Below are 16,813 nucleotides of genomic sequence, written 5' to 3'. Positions count from 1 at the left end.
GGTGCTTGCGGCACCGGCTGCACTTCTTGATAGGGCCCGGTTCCGTTGCGAGCGCCAGCAGCCTTCCCCAAAGCCGCGAGGCTTCTCAAAACGGATGAGTTCTCATCCGTTTTTCGTTTGCGCCCGTGGCGACGCTCGACGCATTTCGTCGTCTACGCGCGGCCGACGGGGCAGGCAGCCCGGCTCGGGCTCGTCGTCGGCAAAAAGTTTGCCCCGCGAGCCGCGACGCGCAATCTCGTGAAACGGATCGCGCGCGAGAATTTTCGTCTGCGCCGCGCCGAATTCGACGGATGGGATCTGCTGCTGCGCTTGTCCACGCGCTTCGATAAAGCCGCGCTGCCGAGCGCCGTATCGCCGCCTTTGAGAACGATCGTCCGAACGGAGATCGAGATGCTGCTGGGCAAGGTGGCGCGCGAGATCGCGCGGCGCCAGGCTGCGCCGACTCCTTCCGATTCGGCGCAAGATTGATCTCTTTGACGTGCGTGTGCGTGCGCCCGGTGCCGTTTCAGTGTCGGTTCGCGCGCTTCGCCGCCTGACGGGAGCCTCGTGCCCCGATGCTATGCAAACGGTGCTGATCGCGTTGTTGCGTCTGTATAAGGTTGCCGTAAGCCCTCTGCTCGGCAGCCGATGCCGTTTTTATCCTTCCTGTTCGGATTACGCGCGCGAGGCAATCCAGTATCATGGCGCCGCGCGCGGGAGTTACCTCGCGGTGAAGCGCTTATGTCGCTGCCATCCGTTTTCCGAGGGCGGGATCGATCTCGTTCCGCCCGCACCCCCGAAAAAGCGCTGAAACGCCGCTCCATCGACTCTGAGACCACGCATGGATATCAAACGCACCATCCTATGGGCGATCTTCTTCGTGTCAGCGATCATGCTGTTCGACAACTGGCAACGCGATCACGGACGCCCGTCGATGTTCTTCCCGAACCCGACGCATACGCAAACGAGCGCAAGCAGCCCGGCATCGAGCACGCCCGGCTCCGAAACGGCCGCCACGCCGAGCGCGGCCGCGCCGGCCGCCGGCACCGCGCCGAGCCAGCCGCAAGCCGCGGCGCAGCTGATTCATTTCAGCACCGACGTCTATGACGGCGAGATCGATACGCGCGGCGGCACGCTCGAAAAGCTCGTCCTGACGAAGAACGCCGATCCGAAGGGCGCACCGCTCAACGAAACGCTGTTCGACCACACGGCCAAGCACACCTATCTCGCTCGCACGGGCCTCATCGGCGGCGACTTCCCGAATCACAACGACATCTTCACGCCGGTTCCGGGCCCGCTCACGCTGAGCCCCGATCAGAAGACGCTGAAGGTGTCGCTCGAATCGCCGGTCAAGGGTGGGCTCAAGGTCGTCAAGACCTACACGTTCACGCGCGGCAGCTACGTGATCGGCGTCGACACGAAGGTCGAGAACGTCGGCAGCGTGCCGGTCAAGCCGAGCCTCTACATGGAGCTCGTGCGCGACAGCCAGCCCGTCGATACGCCGCGCTTCTCGCATACGTTCCTCGGGCCGGCGCTCTACACGAACGCGCACCACTTCCAGAAGATCACGTTCAGCGACATCGACAAGAACAAGGTCGACGTTGCCACTTCGGCCGACAACGGCTGGGTCGCGATGATTCAGCACTACTTCGCGACGGCGTGGATTCCGCAGCAAGGCGCGCCGCGCAACATCTACGTCGAGAAAATCGATCCGACGCTCTATCGCATCGGCGTGCAGCAGCCGCTCTCGTCGATCGCGCCGGGACAGTCGACCGACGTTTCCGCCCGCCTGTTCGCCGGTCCCGAGGAAGAGCGCGTGCTCGAAGGCATCGCGCCGGGGCTCGAACTCGTGAAGGACTACGGCTACGTGACGATCATCGCCAAGCCGCTGTTCTGGCTGCTCGAGAAGATCCACGGTGTGGTTGGCAACTGGGGCTGGGCGATCGTGCTGCTCACGGTGCTGATCAAGGCCGTGTTCTTCCCGCTGTCGGCGGCGAGCTATCGGTCGATGGCGCGCATGAAGGAGATCACGCCGCGCATGCAAGCGCTGCGCGAGCGGCTCAAGAGCGATCCGCAGAAGATGAACGCGGCGCTCATGGAGCTCTACAAGACCGAGAAGGTGAACCCGTTCGGCGGCTGCCTGCCGATCGTCATTCAGATCCCGGTGTTCATCTCGCTGTACTGGGTGCTGCTCTCGTCGGTCGAAATGCGCGGCGCGCCGTGGATTCTCTGGATTCACGACCTCTCGCAGCAAGACCCGTACTTCATCCTGCCCGTGTTGATGGCCGTGTCGATGTTCCTGCAGACGCGCTTGAACCCGACGCCCCCGGACCCGGTACAGGCCAAGATGATGATGTTCATGCCGATCGCGTTTTCGGTCATGTTCTTCTTCTTCCCGGCCGGCCTGGTGCTCTACTACGTCGTGAACAACGTGCTGTCGATCACGCAGCAGTACTACATCACGCGCGTGATGGGCGCGGCCAAGAAAAAGGCAGCCTGATCGTCGTATCGCCGGCGCGCGGCATAGGCTGCGCGCCGGCGAACCGCGGTTCAAGACTCGAAAATCAATCGCCCGGTGCGGTTCATCGTGAACCGCACCGGGCGATTTTTTTGCTTCGGCGCCTTCTCGCCTTGCGTAAAAGGCAAGCGTGAACGGTCCTTATCGTTCGCCGCCGTCGCCATAGAACTGCTCGACGAGTTCCTGCACGAGATAGCGGTGATGCGGCGAGAGCGATTCGATTTTCGATGCGAGCTCGATCGTCTCGGGCGTCAGCGGATATTTTTCATCGCGAGGGAGCGGCTTTGGCGTCGTGCGCGCGGCCACGCTCGGCGGCGGGCCGTAATGAAGCCAATGCAAATCGACGCGCAACCAATGCGCCAGCGTTTCGAGCTTGTCGGGCGTCGGGATGGTGCGGCCCGTTAACCATTTGTGGGCCGTTTGAGGGGAAATGGGCTGATCGCCGTGATGCCGCAAGTTGAAATGCAATGCGAGTTGTGTCCCGCCCAGCACTTTCTCGGGGCTGCGCTGCAAAGCGAACTTGAGGCGCTCGGAGAACGCCGCTTTTTCTTCGACGGTTGGCATCGGCAAATTGTGCAATCCCGTCCATATCGAGAAGACAACCGGCCGGGTCAGCTTTAGCTTGATCGGGCACCATTACTGGGTACCCGGAATCGGTGGTCGGCTCCGTGCACGCGACAGCCTATGCTCAGAAAGCCGTATGGCGCGTGGCGCTGCGCCCATACCGCAGGCTACCCCTACGGCTTACACTTCGCTTGGTCCTAATTTTAAGCTATCTTGATCGAGATAAATCTTAACTATGGTAACGGTTCGCGGGAAGGTCGCCTGAGATCGAAGGGTGTCGGACCTTGCCACGTTACAATGCCGGCCATATAAGCCGCTACGCATTGCTCCCGGTCGCCCATGCTCCCTCTCGATTCCGATCCGATTGTCGCCATCGCCACTGCTCCTGGACGCGGGGGGATCGGAGTCGTGCGCGTGTCCTGCGGACGAGCGGGTGAAGCGGCTGCGTTGGCTTGGATGAATGCGCTATGTGGACAAACCTTGGCGCCGCGCCATGCCAGTTACGTGCCGTTCGTCGATGGGGGCGGCAACGTGCTCGATCGTGGGATCGCGATCTACTTTCCGGCGCCGCATTCGTACACGGGCGAGCATGTTCTCGAATTGCAGGGCCACGGCGGGCCTGTGGTGCTTCAGCTCGTGCTGCAGCGGTGCCTCGAAGCGGGGCAGGCGTTCGATCTGCGGCTGGCCGAGCCGGGCGAGTTCACACGGCGCGCGTTTCTGAACGACAAGCTCGATCTGGCGCAAGCGGAAGCCGTCGCCGATCTAATCGAAGCGAGCACCGAAGCGGCGGCACGCTCGGCGGGCCGATCGCTCGATGGCGCGTTCTCGGCCGATATTCATGCGCTCGTCGATGAAGTGATTGCATTGCGGATGCTCGTTGAAGCGACGCTCGATTTTCCGGAAGAGGAGATCGACTTTCTCGAAGCTGCAGACGCTCACGGCAAGCTCGCACATATTCGCGTACGGCTCGAGAAGATTCTCGGCGACGCTCGCAAGGGGGCGCTCCTGCGGGAAGGATTGTCGGTGGTGCTCGCGGGGCAGCCGAACGTGGGCAAATCGTCGCTGCTCAATGCGTTGGCGGGTGCCGAATTGGCGATCGTGACGCCGATTGCGGGAACGACGCGCGACAAGGTCACGCAGACGATTCAGATCGAAGGCATTCCCCTGCACGTCATCGATACGGCCGGGTTGCGCGAAACCGAGGACGAGGTCGAGCGGATCGGCATCGCTCGAACGTGGAGCGAAATCGAGCGCGCGGACGTCGTCTTGCATCTGCTCGACGCGCGTTCGGGGATGACTGAAGACGATGTCGTGATTGCAGGGCGGTTTCCGGCCGGCGTGCCTGTCGTGCGCGTGCTGAACAAAACGGATTTGACCGACGTTGGGGCTTCGGTGAATCGGCAGGCCGCTGGCGCGGGCGATTCGGAAGTCTGCGAAATTCGGCTGTCGGCGAAGAAGAGCGTCGGCATCGATCTATTGCGCGCGGAGTTGCTGAGGATCGCGGGCTGGCAAGCGGGAACCGAGAGCGTCTATCTCGCGCGCGAGCGGCATTTGATCGCGCTGCGCGCGGCGCAGGATCATGTGGCGCTCGCGACGGACCACGCGCAAGAGCGTGCGCAGTCGCTCGATTTATTCGCCGAAGAGCTGCGGCTGGCTCAGGAAGAGTTGAACTCGATCACCGGGGAGTTCACGTCGGATGATCTGCTTGGCGTGATTTTTAGTCGGTTTTGTATTGGGAAGTAAGGCACGCTGAGCCCCGCGACGACGACTAAAATCAACAGGGGACCATGCATGTACCCGTCAATGCCGAAAGTGACGCGACTGATCGCCTACGCAGTCGTCGCGGCCTCCACGCTGTTCTTATCGCCCACCGTCTTCGCGCGCACGTCGTCCAATGCTTGGGCGGAGCCAAACGAATCCGGCCTGACATCGCATCGGCATTACCGCAACAAATACGGCGAAGAAGTGCACTCGCCGTCGAAAACGAAGTCGGGAGAGGTGCCTACCGGCGCCTCGGCAAAATGCGCCGATGGCACCTATAGCTTCAGCCGCCATCATTCAGGCACCTGCTCGCGACACGGCGGCGTAGCGCAGTGGGAGTGAAGAGGTGGCCCGAAGTAGCCGTTGCAGTTCACTTCTTCACTTCTCGTCGTTGACGTCGCCCTATAAACTCGCGTCGCGGGCCGCCCCCTATTCTCCGGCACAATCCGATCGCGGCCGATGGTGTGGCCGTGGATGGCATCGATGTCCTTCAGCCTCGCACGAAACTCAATGCAACTGCCGCTTCAAATCCGACAACTCGGAATGCATCGTCGAGACGGCGCGCTTCAGATCGCCATCGACGCTGCCCGCCTGCTGACACGCCCGCTCGGCCCGATCGCCGATCTCCTCGAGCGAGTCGATGCATTCGCGCATCCGATCTTCGTCCTGCGATTTCATCGCCGATTGCGCGGTCTTGCACTCCTTGTCGAGTTCCTCGACACAGCGCTTCAAGTCTTGCGGCACCGACTGCGCGCTCTGGCAGCTACGCGTCGCTTCGCCGATCGTTTGCTGAATGTGAGAAAACCGCTTTTGAATTTCGCTAGTTTGAAGCATGGTCGACTCCTTCACGAACCGGTCTTCGATGAGCCTCGGTAACCCAATACGGTTACCCCTAGTCGTCATCCGCCCGCGTCGATCGAACACGGTCGCCCGCCGGCGCCGCACGGAGGAGGTAGCGGCGAATGGCGTTTTCCAGTCTAGGCGAACGCACTGACGAGTGGGCCGCCAATCGACGAATTCATTCGCCGATACGCGGTCGAACCACCCGACCCCACTATGCGAGGCACCCCGCCACAAAGGCGCGGTGGCACGCCGCGCTCATCGGTAACGGGCGCCACCGTCGTCGCTGGAATGCATCGACTGGCGCGCAAAATCCGTGCACTTAGCGACGCAGCAACCGCAACCCGTTTGCGACGACGATCAGGCTCGCGCCCGCATCGGCGAACACGGCCATCCACATCGTCCCCAGCCCTACGAGCGTCAACGCCAAAAAGATCGCCTTGACCGTCAACGCAAAAACGATGTTCTGCACGAGCACCGCATAGGTCGCGCGCGACAAGCGCACGAACGCAGGGATCTTGCGCAAGTCGTCGTCCATCAGCGCGACGTCGGCCGTTTCGATCGCCGCGTCGCTGCCCATCGCGCCCATGGCGAAGCCGATCCGCGCGCGCGCCAAGGCCGGCGCATCGTTGATGCCATCGCCGACCATGCCCACCGAGCGGCCGTCGGCCGAGAGCGATTCGATCGCGTTCAGCTTGTCATCCGGCAATTGGTCGCCGCGTACATCGTCGATGCCGACTTCAGCCGCGATCGCGCGCGCCGTATGCGTGTTGTCGCCCGTCAACATGGCGGTCCGAATGCCGAGCGCATGCAATTGGGCGATCGCCGCGCGGCTCGTCTCTTTGACCGTGTCAGCCACGGCGAACAACGCAAGCACGCGGCCGTCGTCCATCAGCATGACGACCGATCGGCCCAACCGCTCGAGCTCGCCGGCACGCATCTCGACAGCATCGGTGAGGTGCCCCCGCTCGCGAGCGAGCCGCGCGTTACCGAGCCAATAACGCCTCCCGTCGATCTCTCCCGCCACACCGCGGCCGGGCAACGCTTCGAAGCCATCGACGGACAGCGCTTTATGCGCCTTTCCAAGCCCGTCGCTCGCCTCGTCGGCCGCTTTGACGATCGCGCGCGAAACCGGATGATCGGATCGCGCCGCGAGTGCCGCCGCGAATTCGCGGCAGTCGATGGCCGAGATATCCGCTTGCGGCTCTAAATCGGTCTGCGCAGGCTTGCCCGCCGTAATTGTCCCGGTCTTGTCGAGCGCGAGCCAGGCCAGCTTGCGCCCTTCCTCGAGGTAGACGCCGCCCTTTATCAAAATCCCGCGCCGCGCCGCCGCCGCGAGTCCGCTCACGATCGATACCGGGGTCGAAATCACGAGCGCGCACGGGCACGCGATGACGAGCATGACGAGCGCACGGTAGATCCATTCGCGCCAGGCGCCGCCTGTCACGAGCGGCGGCAGAACGGCAACGAGCAGCGCACATGCGAAGACGATCGGCGTATAGACGCGTGCGAAGCGGTCGACGAAACGCTGCGTCGGCGCGCGCTTGCCCTGGGCCTGCTCCACCGCGTGGATGATGCGCGCGAGCGTCGTGCCATCGGCCGACGCGCTGACGCGATACTCGAACGATCCCGCCTCGTTGATCGTCCCCGCGAACACCGCATCGCCCGGCCGTTTATCGACGGGCAGGCTCTCGCCCGTAATCGGCGCCTGATTGACGCTCGATTCGCCCGCGACGATTTCACCGTCGAGCGCGATGCGCTCGCCCGGTGCCACCCGCACGCGCGCGCCGATCGGCACCGTCTTCGCTTCAACGCTCGACCATGAGCCGTCGCTGCCCTGGACCGTCGCCGTCTCCGGCGCCAACCGCATCAGCGCGTGAATCGCGTTGCGGGCGCGATCGAGCGACATTGCCTCGATTCGCTCTGCAAGCGCGAACAGCACCATGACCATCGCTGCCTCGGGCCATTGGCGCAACGCCATCGCGCCCGTTACCGCGATGCTCATCAACGCGTTGATGTTCAGGTTGCCGTGCCGGATCGCGATCCATCCCTTGCGGTACGTGCCGAGCCCGCTCAGGGCGAGCGCGAAGCCGGCACAGCCGCCGGCGATCCAAGGGGAAACGCCGAACCAAGTCGCGGCTTCCGATGCGATCGCCGCCACCGCGGCCAGCGCGAGCGGCCACCACGAGCGGGCCGGTTCGGCGACGGGCTGCATCCGTGATGCCGGATCCGGCAGCTCCGGCACGAAGCCGAGTGAACGAATGGCATCGAGAACCGCCGGCTCGGCGCCGGGCGCATGCACGACCGTGAGCGTGCGTTGCATCAGATTGAAGGCGAGACCCGTGACCGCAGGCATGCCGTCGAGCTTGCCGCGAATGAGGGCCTCTTCGGTCGGACAATCCATCTGCATGATGCGGATCGTCGTCTCGATGCCGTTGGCATGCTTCGATGCGGCGGGTAGCGGCGCGAGCATCGACGCCTCATGAGCACAGCATTCGTCGTGCGCGTGGTCGTGGTCGTGGTCGTGATGATCATGCCCATGGCCATGTTCGGCCGCGCAGTTCGGGGCGGCACGGCTTTGGTCACGGCCGAGGTCATCATGTCGACGACCGTGCTCTGCAGTGCAGCTCGAAGCGGCGCGGCTGTGGCTGCGCGCATCCGCCTGCCCGTGCTCGCCGTCACATGAATGATGCGGGTGCTGCCCCGCCCCGCTGCCATCATGGCAATGCAATTGATCCGCGCGAAGCGATCGCGTCATGGAAATGCCCTCGGAAAACCGTTGGAGTACAGTTAACACCCTGTAGCCACTCCAAGGTCAACCCACGACCACCGGGAGATTCCCATGAAAATCGGCGAATTGGCGAAAGCCGCTCATTGCACGACCGAAACGATCCGCTTCTACGAGAAAGAGGGGCTGATGCCGGACGCCCAGCGCACGCTGGCGAACTACCGCAGCTATGGACCCGAGCACACCGAGCGGCTTCGCTTCATCCGCAACTGCCGCGCACTGGACATGACGCACGACGAGATCCGCACGCTGCTGCGGTTGGCGGACCGGCATTCGGACCGCTGCGAATCGATCGACGCGCTGCTCGATGCGCACATCGGCCATGTCGACACGCGACTGGCCGAACTCCACCACCTCAAGGCGCAACTGATCGAATTGCGCGAGCAATGCAAAGGTGCTGGCACCGTCGATGCATGCGGCATCGTTCACGGGCTCGCCACGATGGAAACATTGCCGGCGCCCGCCAAGCGGACGCACATCGGCTGAACGTCTCGGCGAGCGTACGCCGCGGCCTACTTCGCCGAGACGTCGATATCGCCGAGATACTTGTGCGCGAGCGCCTTCACGGTGCCGTCGGCCTGCAGCTTCGCAATCGCCGCATCGAGCCGCCCGCGCAACGCGTCGTCCCCCTTGCGAATGCCGAAAGCGATGCCAGTGCCGAGGATCTTGTCGTCGCGCACCGGTTGTCCCACGAACGAGAAGCCCTTGCCATCCGGCTGCGAGAGAAAACCCTTTTGACCCGCCGGGGCCAGCACGAGCGTGCCGTCGAGCCTACCGGCAACGAGATCGCTATAGACCTGGTTCTGATCCTGATACGAAACGACGTCGACGCCCGCCGGCGCCCAATGCGCCTTCGCATAGGCCTCTTGAATCGAGCCTTGCAGCACGCCGACGTGCTTGCCCTTCAGCGATTCGGCCGTGGCATCCAAGCCGCTGCCGGCGCGCGCGATCAACTGCGTCGGTACGCGGTAGATGACGGTCGTGAAATCGATGGCCTGGCGGCGCTGCGCCGTTGCGTTCATCGACGAGTTGATGGCGTCGAACTTGCGCCCTTGAAGCGCCGGAATCAGCCCGTCGAACGAAGTCTCGACCCATGAGCAGGTGAGATGCGCCTGCCGGCAAACCGCATTGCCGATGTCGACGTCGAGCCCTTGCAAGCGGCCGCTCGCGTCTTTCGATTCGAACGGCGGATATTGCGCCTCGATGCCGAAGCGCATCGTCGTCGCCTCGGCGAGCGCCGGCGTGGATACGGTCGCGAGCGCGCACGCGAATGCAAACGCCAGCCGAATGTCGATTCGCTTCATGGTCGATCTCCTAGGGTCTGTTGACCTGTTTACCTGATTACCTGGTTACATGTGGAACGCCGTTTACCGACGACGCATGGCCGGCGACGTTGCGATATCGGCGGGGGCCGCGATTCTTCGATGCATCAGCGCAGGCAGACGCGCGCGTACGGCGCTGAGCGCTCCGCGCTCGAGCCGCGCAATCGCAATCCCGGGCTCGGCCTCATCGCGCGACGCGAGAATCTCGCCCCATGGCCCGACGATCATGCTACGACCGAACGTGCGCCAGCCGTTCGGATGCGTGCCGCACTGCCCGGCCGCGAGCACGTAGGCTTGGTTTTCGACCGCCCGTGCTCGCAGCAGCAATTCCCAATGCGCGAGGCCGGTGGCATGGGTGAACGCGGCCGGCACCGCAATGACGTCGGGAGCCGGCGCCACGCGATAAAGCTCGGGAAAGCGAAGGTCATAGCAAATCGATAGCCGCATTTCGCCGAACGGCGTCGCCGCATGCCCGATGCGTTCGCCCGGCACCATCGTATCGGCCTCGGCATGCTGCTCGCGGCCATCGCTGAAGCTGAACAGATGCAGCTTGTCGTAACGCGCGACGCTACGGCCCGACGGATCGATCAACAGGCACGCGTTGTAGGCTCGCTCCATGCCGCCATTGCCGGCCGCATCGTCAGGAACGATGGGCATCGTTCCGCCGACGAGCCACACGCCCGTCTCGCGTGCAAGCGCAGCGAGCGCTGCTTGAATCGGCCCTTCGCCGAACCGCTCGGCCAATGCCACGCGCTCGCGCTCGTCGGTGCCGATCCAGCAGAAGTACTCGGGCAGCACGACGAGCGTTGCGCCCTCGCGCGCCGCCGCTTCCACCCAGCGGCGCGCCTCCCCTAGGTTGCGCGCGACGTCGTCGGTGCTGCTCATCTGCACGACGGCGGCCGTCGCGTCTTGGAGCGCGCCCCGTCCTGCGTCGTCCGAAAGATTCGCACTACTACGGTTGCTCGTCACGCCGCCTCCTTACACCGTGCACAGGCGCCGCGCGCCCTCGACGAGCGTCGCATCGTCCTTCGAGAAACTCAGCCGGATCACGCCCGTATCGGTCCCATCCGTATAGAACGCCGAAAGCGGAATCGTCGCCACACGTGCATCGCGAATGAGGCGTTGCACGAAGTCGCTGTCGCGCTCGTCCGAAAACCCGCGAAAACGCGCGAGCATGAAGAAGCTGCCGCGGCTCGGGAGCAGCTCGAAACGCGATTGCGCCAATGCACCGGCAAGCAGATCGCGCTTGCGCTCGTAAAACGCGGCCAGCCCGAGATAGCTGGCGGGCTGCGCCAACGCCTCGGCTAACGCGTGCTGCATCGGCGTGTCCGCCGCGAACACCATGAATTGGTGCACCTTGCGAATCTCGGCCATCAACGCTGCGGGAGCCAAGCAATAGCCGACGCGCCAGCCCGTTACGTGGTGCGTCTTGCCGAACGACGACACGACGACGCTGCGTTCGGCCAGCGCCGGATGCCGTGCCATGCTCTGATGAACGGCACCGTCGAAGACGACGTGCTCGTAGACTTCATCGGACAGCACGACGATATCGGTGCCGTGGACGAGCGCGCTCAAGCGAGCGACGTCGTGCGCGTCGAAGATCGTCGCGCTCGGATTGTGCGGCGTGTTGACGATGATCATGCGCGTGCGCGGCGTCACAGCTGCCGCAACGAGATCCCAATCGATGCGGAAGTCTTGCGGCGATAGCTTGATCGCCACGGGTTTCGCGCCTTGCAGCCGCACGATCGGCGCGTAGCTGTCGAACGAGGGCTCGAAATAGATGACTTCGTCGCCGGAATGCACGAGCGCACTGATGGCCGCGTACAGCCCCTCGCTCGCACTGGCGATGATCGTCACCTCGCGCCCCGCGTCATAGCGCGCGCCGTATAGACGCTCGATCTTCTCGGCGACGGCCTCGCGCAGACGCTCGACACCCGCCATCGGCGCATATTGATTGTGTCCGCGCCGCATCGCGGCCGAGACGGCTTCGACGAGCTCGGGATCGGGGGCGAAGTTCGGTGCGCCTTGCGAAAGATTCAGCGCGTCGTATTCGGCCGCGAGTTGGCCGATCACCGTAAAGATCGTCGTGCCCACATCGGGCAGCTTCGAGCGAGGCTCGAGGGCGCTTCGCATCTGCTCTCCTTGCGCTTTCATTGACGAGGCGGTTGTCGCCTCTCATGCATGGATGCAGATTTAGCCCCGCCGAAATCGCTCGCACAATCGAAACTTCTTCATGCGCACCATGCGTTTTTCTCATGGGTGCGAAGACGTCGTGGGTACAAAGACGAGCGACCAACGAAAAAGGCCCCGCGGGAGGCATCCACCCGCGGGGCCCTTGGCGCAACGCCTGAGCAGCGATGCGTTCGGCGAATCGCGATTACTTCGCGCCGACGCTTTGCAGCGGCTTCCACTGGCCGTTTTCGGCCTTGTAGATCGTGATGCCGCCGTTCTTCAGATCACCGTGCTCGTCATAGGCGAGGTGGGTGGTCGTCACGCCCGGCATGTTGGTCTTCGCGAGTTCCGGCAGGTACTTCGCCGGATCCGTCGAATTGGCCTTCTTCATTGCCGTCAACAGCGCCATCGTGCCATCGTAGGCATACGGCGAGTAGGTTTCGACGTCGGTGCCGAACGCCTTCTTGTACTTTGCGACGTACTGGCTGCCGCCGGGCATGTCCGAGAGCGGCAAGCCTGCCAGCGAGGCATAGGTGCCGTCGGCGGCCGGGCCGGCGATCTTCAGGAAGTCGGGCGTGTGCAGCATTTCGCCGCCCATCAGCGGGGCCTTGATCGCCAGCGACTTCATTTGCTTGGCCATCGGCGCGGCTTGCGCGTCGGCGCCGCCGAAGTAGATCAAGTCGGGACTGGCGGCCTTCAGCTTGGTCAGGATGCCCTTGAAGTCCACGGCCTTGTCGTTCGTGAATTCACGGTCGACGATCGTTGCGCCCGCAGCTTTCGCGGCCTTCGCGAATTGATCGGCCAGACCTTGGCCGTATGCCGTGCGGTCATCGACGATCGCGATCTTCTTCATGCCGAGGTTCTTCACCGCGAACGTGCCCGCGACCGAACCTTGCTGCGTGTCCGAAGTCATCATGCGGAACGTCGTCTTGAACCCTTGCTGCGTGTACTCGGGCGCCGTGGCCATCGCAACTTCGGGGATGCCGGCGTTCGCGTAGATGCGCGAAGCCGGGATCGTCGTGCCCGAGTTGAAGTGGCCGATCATGCCCTTGATGCCGTCGTCGACGAGCTTTTGCGCCACCGTCGTACCCGTGCGCGGGTCGGCCTGGTCATCCGCCGAGTCGAGCACGAATTCGACTTGCTTGCCGCCGATCACGGGCTTCGTCGCATTCATGTCGGCAATCGCGAGCTTCACGCCGTTTTGGAAATCGGTGCCGTAGTGCGCTTGCGGGCCCGTCATCGGGCCGGCGAAGCCGATCTTCACTTGTTCTGCCTGTTGCGCCTGTGCGGTCCCCACCAGCGACATTGCGGCCACCAGCGTCGCGCCTGCCAGCGTTTTCATTTTGTGCTGCATAGCTTCTCCTAGATCCCAAGGTAGTTGGAAGCGGTTTCGGGGTCGCCGCGCCGCTCCCGGTTTTGATTCGACCGACAAGGGTTGCTCAGCCGATCGTCATCAAATTCGCATTGCCGCCGGCGGCGGCCGTATTCACGCTCACCGAGCGCTCCGTCAGCAGCCGCTCGAGCGCGTAGTCTTCATCGCCGTTCTCGAGCGCGTGCGTCGAGACGCCCTGCACCGACACGATCGGGCCGGGGCGCTTGGCCACTTCCTTCACGAGCGCGAGCAACTCGTCGCTGTCGCCTTCGAACAACACGGCGTCGAACGGCGCATCGGCGCTCTTGCGCACCTCGGCGAACGGCTTGAGCTGCGCCGGCAGCGCGGCCACGAGTGCCTCGCCGGCCGCGCCCGAAAACACCGCGCGATTGCCCGTCGCCAACACGGCCGCAAACTGGGCACGCGCGCCGCTCGCCGTCGAAGGCACGCAGGATACCTTGCCGCGCGCACCGAGCGTGTACGTGTTGCGCTCGCCCGTCGGGCCCGGCAACACCGCCGTCGCGCCGGCCGGCATGTTTGCGAGATAGCCGTCGCAGCGCGCGGCCAACTGCGGTTGCCGCTCGGCGATGAGCCAATCGCGCAGCGCCGTCAGCGCGGCACGCGGCGAGCCCGGCGTACCGCTGTCCTCCGCCGCTTTCTCCGATTGCCCCGCGCCGTCGGCGATGAGCGAGGCCGCGAGCGACTTCGGCAGGCCGGACGGGCGCTTGGCCAACAGGCGCTGCAGATAGAGCGCGCCACCGGCCTTCGGCCCGGTACCCGACAACCCTTCCCCGCCGAACGGCTGCACGCCGACGACGGCGCCGATCACATTGCGGTTGACGTAGATGTTGCCGACGTGCGCGCGCGAGATGACGTGCGCGATCGTTTCGTCGATCCGCGTATGAATCCCGAGCGTCAGGCCGTAGCCCGTCGCACGGATCTGTTCGAGCAGCTTGTCGAGCGCGCTGCGGCGATAGCGGATCACGTGCAGCACCGGGCCGAACACTTCACGCTTGAGCTCATCGATGCCGTCGAGTTCGATCAGCGTCGGCGGCACGAACGTGCCATGCGCGCAGACGTCGGGCAGCGGCAATTGCGTGATCGTGCGTCCCTTCTCGCGCAGCTGTGCGACGTGCGTGTCGATCGTGCGCTTCGCCTCGGCATCGATGACGGGGCCTACGTCCGTGGACAACCGGTCGGGATTGCCCAAAGAGAGCGCATGCATTGCTCCCTTGAGCATCGTCAGCGTGCGATCGGCCACGTCGTCCTGCAAGCACAGCACGCGCAGTGCCGAGCAGCGCTGGCCGGCCGAATCGAAGGCCGACTGCATGACGTCGGCGACGACTTGTTCCGCGAGCGCCGACGAGTCGACGATCATCGCGTTCTGCCCGCCCGTCTCCGCGATCAGCGGAATCGGCTTGCCGTCCGGATCGAGGCGATCGGCGAGCGTCTTGTTGATGAGGCGCGCCACTTCCGTCGAGCCCGTGAACATGACGGCGCGCGTGCGCGCATCGGCCACGAGCGCGGCGCCGACCGTTTCGCCGTCGCCGGGCAGCAGTTGCACCGCGCCGGCGGGCACGCCCGCCTCACGCAGCAGGCGCACGGCCTGCGCCGCGATCAACGGCGTTTGCTCGGCGGGCTTGGCGAGCACGGTGTTGCCGGCCGCAAGCGCCGCGGCCACCTGCCCCATGAAGATCGCGAGCGGGAAGTTCCACGGGCTGATGCAAACCACCGGCCCGAGCGGACGGTGCGTGTCGTTCGAAAATTCCTCGCGGATCTGCGCCGAGTAGTAGCGCAGGAAGTCCACCGCTTCCCGAATTTCCGCGATCGCGTTCGGCAGCGACTTGCCGGCTTCGCGCACGATGAGACCCATCAGCGTGTGCATCTGCGCTTCGAGCAGATCGGCCGTACGCGCGAGGCAATCGGCGCGCGCAAAGACCGGCGTGGCTTGCCAGATCGGTGCGCTGGCGACGGCGGCGGCCAGCGCCGCGTGCACGTCCTCGCGCGTCGCTTCGACGACGGTGCCGACGAGATCGCGGTGATCGGCCGGATTGCGCACGACGTGTTCGCTGCGGCCGGCCGCGCTCGATGCGGCCAGCTCGCCGCCCTCGAGCATCGGCGCCGCACGCCACGGGTGATGGGCGCTCGCGAGCAGCGCCGACGACAGCGACGCGAGGCGGTGCTCGTTCGACAAATCGAGGCCCATGGAATTGAGCCGCTCGCTGCCGAACAAATCGCGCGGCAGCGGGATCTTCGCATGCGGGGCACCGAGCGGCACGACCTTCGAGGCCTCGTCGACGGGATCGGCGACGAGCGCCGAAACCGGCACCGTTTCATCGGCGATGCGATTGACGAACGACGTGTTCGCGCCGTTCTCGAGCAGGCGGCGCACGAGGTAGGCGAGCAGCGTTTCGTGCGTGCCGACGGGCGCGTAGATGCGGCACGGCCGATTCAGCTTTTCGCGCCCCGTCACTTCTTCGTATAGCGGCTCGCCCATGCCGTGCAGGCATTGGAACTCGTATTGGCCCGGGTAGTAGTTCTGCCCGGCCAGGTGATAGATCGCCGCCAGCGTATAGGCATTGTGCGTCGCGAACTGCGGATAGACGGCATCGGGCGCGCCGAGCAGCTTCTTCGCGCAAGCGAGGTACGACACGTCGGTGTAGACCTTGCGCGTGTAGACGGGGTAGCCCTCGAGCCCGTCGAGCTGCGCGCGCTTGATTTCGCTGTCCCAGTACGCGCCCTTCACGAGGCGCACCATGATGCGGTGACGGCTGCGGCGAGCGAGATCGACGACGTAGTCGATGACGAACGGGCAGCGCTTTTGATAAGCCTGCACGACGAATCCGATACCGTTCCAGCCGGCCAGTTCGGCATCGAAGCACAGTGCCTCCAGCAGATCCAGCGAGAGCTCGAGGCGGTCGGCTTCCTCGGCGTCGATATTGAGGCCGATGTCATAGCGGCGAGCGAGGATGGCGAGCGAGCGCACGCGCGGCAGCAACTCGCTCATCGTGCGCTCTTGCTGCGCGCGCGAATAGCGCGGATGCAGCGCCGAGAGCTTGATCGAGATGCCGGGGCCTTCGTAGATGCCGCGGCCGCCGGCCGCTTTGCCGATGGCGTGGATCGCTTGTTCGTACGACGCGTAGTAGCGCTGCGCGTCTTCCTCGGTCGTGGCCGCTTCGCCGAGCATGTCGTACGAATAGCGGAAGCCGCGCGCTTCAAATTTGCGGCTGTTCGCGAGCGCTTCGGAAATCGTTTCGCCCGTGACGAACTGCTCGCCCATCAAGCGCATCGCCATATCGACGCCCTTGCGGATGAGCGGCTCGCCGCCCTTGCCGATCAGGCGCGTGAGCGCCGAGGACAACCCCGCTTCGCTGTTGGTCGTCACGAGCTTGCCCGTGATCATGAGCCCCCAGGTAGCCGCGTTGACGAACAACGAAGGCGCATGGCCGACGTGCGACTTCCAATCGCCCTTGCTGATCTTGTCGCGAATGAGCGCG

General features: G+C 64.5%; 15 protein-coding genes. 7 read left to right on the top strand and 8 right to left on the bottom strand.

The window, feature by feature from the left end; translation table 11 throughout:
- The first annotated feature begins 45 nt into the window (after window positions 1–45).
- The 3 genes from rnpA to yidC all read left to right on the top strand — a co-directional run bounded on the left by rnpA (window position 46) and on the right by yidC (window position 2,479).
- The gene (gene rnpA, locus ACTHNZ_RS10115; protein ID WP_440542367.1) at window positions 46–468 is read left to right on the top strand and encodes a ribonuclease P protein component; all 423 of its coding nucleotides are present in this window, start codon (window positions 46–48) and stop codon (window positions 466–468) included.
- A gap of 91 nt (window positions 469–559) precedes the next feature.
- Complete coding sequence (gene yidD / locus ACTHNZ_RS10110; RefSeq protein WP_220274696.1) at window positions 560–790, top strand: membrane protein insertion efficiency factor YidD; 231 nt, start codon at window positions 560–562, stop codon at window positions 788–790.
- Between the two features lie 30 nt (window positions 791–820).
- The gene (gene yidC, locus ACTHNZ_RS10105) at window positions 821–2,479 is read left to right on the top strand and encodes a membrane protein insertase YidC (protein WP_440542366.1); all 1,659 of its coding nucleotides are present in this window, start codon (window positions 821–823) and stop codon (window positions 2,477–2,479) included.
- A 159-nt stretch (window positions 2,480–2,638) separates the two neighbouring features.
- On the opposite strand, the gene ACTHNZ_RS10100 is transcribed toward yidC, so the two are convergent.
- A complete protein-coding gene (locus ACTHNZ_RS10100; protein ID WP_440542365.1) occupies window positions 2,639–3,061 on the bottom strand; it encodes a transcriptional regulator in 423 nt (140 codons plus the stop codon).
- A 339-nt stretch (window positions 3,062–3,400) separates the two neighbouring features.
- Between ACTHNZ_RS10100 and mnmE the strand changes: the two genes are divergently transcribed.
- Entirely contained in the window at window positions 3,401–4,804 is a 1,404-nt protein-coding gene (mnmE, locus tag ACTHNZ_RS10095) for a tRNA uridine-5-carboxymethylaminomethyl(34) synthesis GTPase MnmE (protein WP_440542364.1), read from the top strand.
- A gap of 60 nt (window positions 4,805–4,864) precedes the next feature.
- Complete coding sequence (locus tag ACTHNZ_RS10090) at window positions 4,865–5,164, top strand: DUF3761 domain-containing protein (protein WP_440542380.1); 300 nt, start codon at window positions 4,865–4,867, stop codon at window positions 5,162–5,164.
- 165 nt (window positions 5,165–5,329) lie between these two features.
- On the opposite strand, the gene ACTHNZ_RS10085 is transcribed toward ACTHNZ_RS10090, so the two are convergent.
- Both ACTHNZ_RS10085 and ACTHNZ_RS10080 read right to left on the bottom strand, forming a co-directional pair.
- Window positions 5,330–5,656, bottom strand: a complete 327-nt coding sequence (locus ACTHNZ_RS10085) for a hypothetical protein (RefSeq protein ID WP_440542363.1) — start codon at window positions 5,654–5,656, stop codon at window positions 5,330–5,332.
- 328 nt (window positions 5,657–5,984) lie between these two features.
- Complete coding sequence (locus tag ACTHNZ_RS10080; RefSeq protein WP_440542362.1) at window positions 5,985–8,135, bottom strand: heavy metal translocating P-type ATPase; 2,151 nt, start codon at window positions 8,133–8,135, stop codon at window positions 5,985–5,987.
- A gap of 9 nt (window positions 8,136–8,144) precedes the next feature.
- Between ACTHNZ_RS10080 and ACTHNZ_RS10075 the strand changes: the two genes are divergently transcribed.
- A complete protein-coding gene (locus ACTHNZ_RS10075) occupies window positions 8,145–8,348 on the top strand; it encodes a hypothetical protein (protein WP_440542361.1) in 204 nt (67 codons plus the stop codon).
- 156 nt (window positions 8,349–8,504) lie between these two features.
- Window positions 8,505–8,936 (top strand): Cd(II)/Pb(II)-responsive transcriptional regulator, encoded by a 432-nt coding sequence (gene cadR / locus ACTHNZ_RS10070; RefSeq protein ID WP_440542360.1) that lies wholly within the window; start codon window positions 8,505–8,507, stop codon window positions 8,934–8,936.
- 26 nt (window positions 8,937–8,962) lie between these two features.
- On the opposite strand, the gene ACTHNZ_RS10065 is transcribed toward cadR, so the two are convergent.
- The 5 genes from ACTHNZ_RS10065 to putA form a co-directional block, all read right to left on the bottom strand.
- The gene (locus ACTHNZ_RS10065) at window positions 8,963–9,754 is read right to left on the bottom strand and encodes an ABC transporter substrate-binding protein (RefSeq protein WP_440542359.1); all 792 of its coding nucleotides are present in this window, start codon (window positions 9,752–9,754) and stop codon (window positions 8,963–8,965) included.
- Window positions 9,755–9,817: 63 nt separating this feature from the next.
- Entirely contained in the window at window positions 9,818–10,741 is a 924-nt protein-coding gene (locus ACTHNZ_RS10060) for a carbon-nitrogen hydrolase family protein (protein ID WP_440542358.1), read from the bottom strand.
- A gap of 9 nt (window positions 10,742–10,750) precedes the next feature.
- Entirely contained in the window at window positions 10,751–11,905 is a 1,155-nt protein-coding gene (locus ACTHNZ_RS10055; RefSeq protein ID WP_440542357.1) for a methionine aminotransferase, read from the bottom strand.
- A 244-nt stretch (window positions 11,906–12,149) separates the two neighbouring features.
- Window positions 12,150–13,298 (bottom strand): branched-chain amino acid ABC transporter substrate-binding protein, encoded by a 1,149-nt coding sequence (locus ACTHNZ_RS10050; RefSeq protein WP_440542356.1) that lies wholly within the window; start codon window positions 13,296–13,298, stop codon window positions 12,150–12,152.
- A gap of 85 nt (window positions 13,299–13,383) precedes the next feature.
- A partial coding sequence (gene putA / locus ACTHNZ_RS10045) for a trifunctional transcriptional regulator/proline dehydrogenase/L-glutamate gamma-semialdehyde dehydrogenase (protein ID WP_440542355.1) occupies window positions 13,384–16,813 on the bottom strand: 3,430 nt, incomplete at its 5' end.

This window comes from Trinickia sp. (assembly GCF_051953955.1).
Taxonomy (GTDB): Bacteria; Pseudomonadota; Gammaproteobacteria; order Burkholderiales; family Burkholderiaceae; genus Trinickia.
This window is presented reverse-complemented; position numbering and strand designations above follow the sequence as displayed.